The organism is Paenibacillus sp. J31R109 (assembly GCF_059692055.1).
Genome location: NZ_JCAUAR010000046.1, coordinates 1 through 1,698, shown reverse-complemented (window position 1 = coordinate 1,698; position 1,698 = coordinate 1). Strand labels below are relative to the sequence as shown.

At 51.2% G+C, this 1,698-nt stretch carries 2 rRNA genes; both read right to left on the bottom strand.

The window, feature by feature from the left end:
• A 23S ribosomal RNA gene (locus AC58QT_RS35960) occupies positions 1-806 on the bottom strand; the annotation flags it as partial.
• A 244-nt stretch (positions 807-1,050) separates the two neighbouring features.
• A 16S ribosomal RNA gene (locus AC58QT_RS35955) occupies positions 1,051-1,698 on the bottom strand; the annotation flags it as partial.

The window sequence follows — 1,698 nt, the reverse complement described above, 5'->3', positions numbered from 1 at the left end:
CTCATCCCCGAATTTTTCAACATTCGTGGGTTCGGGCCTCCAGTGAGTGTTACCTCACCTTCACCCTGGACAGGGGTAGATCACACGGTTTCGGGTCTACGTCCACGTACTAAAGCGCCCTATTCAGACTCGCTTTCGCTGCGGCTCCGTCTTTTCAACTTAACCTCGCACGGGAACGTAACTCGCCGGTTCATTCTACAAAAGGCACGCCATCACCCATATAGAGGGCTCTGACTTTTTGTAAGCACACGGTTTCAGGTTCTTTTTCACTCCGCTTCCGCGGTGCTTTTCACCTTTCCCTCACGGTACTGCTTCACTATCGGTCACTAGGGAGTATTTAGCCTTGGCAGATGGTCCTGCCGGATTCCGACGGGGTTTCACGTGACCCGCCGTACTCAGGATACCTCTAGGAGATTCGTTCGGTTTGGGCTACAGGGCTTTTACCTTCTATGCCGGACCTTTCCAGATCACTTCGCCTACCAAACTAACCCCATATCGAGGTCCTACAACCCCAAGGAGCAAGCTCCTTGGTTTGGGCTATTCCGCTTTCGCTCGCCGCTACTGACGGAATCACTTTTGTTTTCTTTTCCTCCAGGTACTTAGATGTTTCAGTTCCCTGGGTCTGCCTCTACTAAAGCTATGTATTCACTTTAGAGTAACTGCGCATTACCACAGCTGGGTTCCCCCATTCGGACATCCCCGGATCAAAGCCTGCTTACGGCTCCCCGAGGCATTTCGTCGTTCGCCACGTCCTTCTTCGGCTCCTAGTGCCTAGGCATCCTCCGTGTGCTCTTTCTAGCTTAACCTAGAAAAAACTTTAAAGATTTTTGTGAAGACCATCAGGTCAACACAACCTAAGTTCTTACTTTACGTTTTGTTTCGTTATCTAGTTTTCAAGGAACAATGTTGCAACCATTACATGCGCGAAGCGATGTTGGTTGTCAACTGATTTTGAAGGGTTAATTCATCCTTCAAAACTGAACACGAGTGAGTAAGCGATTTGTGTGTTAAACACACTTGACTGGTCTTATCAAGACCGAGTCTCCATAGAAAGGAGGTGATCCAGCCGCACCTTCCGATACGGCTACCTTGTTACGACTTCACCCCAATCATCTACCCCACCTTCGGCGGCTGGCTCCCTTGCGGGTTACCCCACCGACTTCGGGTGTTGTAAACTCTCGTGGTGTGACGGGCGGTGTGTACAAGACCCGGGAACGTATTCACCGCGGCATGCTGATCCGCGATTACTAGCAATTCCGACTTCATGCAGGCGAGTTGCAGCCTGCAATCCGAACTGAGATCGGCTTATAAGGATTGGCTCCACCTCGCGGCTTCGCTTCCCGTTGTACCGACCATTGTAGTACGTGTGTAGCCCAGGTCATAAGGGGCATGATGATTTGACGTCATCCCCACCTTCCTCCGGTTTGTCACCGGCAGTCATCCTAGAGTGCCCACCATAACATGCTGGCAACTAAGATCAAGGGTTGCGCTCGTTGCGGGACTTAACCCAACATCTCACGACACGAGCTGACGACAACCATGCACCACCTGTCTCCAATGCTCCGAAGAGGGCGCCTATCTCTAGGCGTTACATCGGGATGTCAAGACCTGGTAAGGTTCTTCGCGTTGCTTCGAATTAAACCACATACTCCACTGCTTGTGCGGGTCCCCGTCAATTCCTTTGAGTTTCACTCTTGC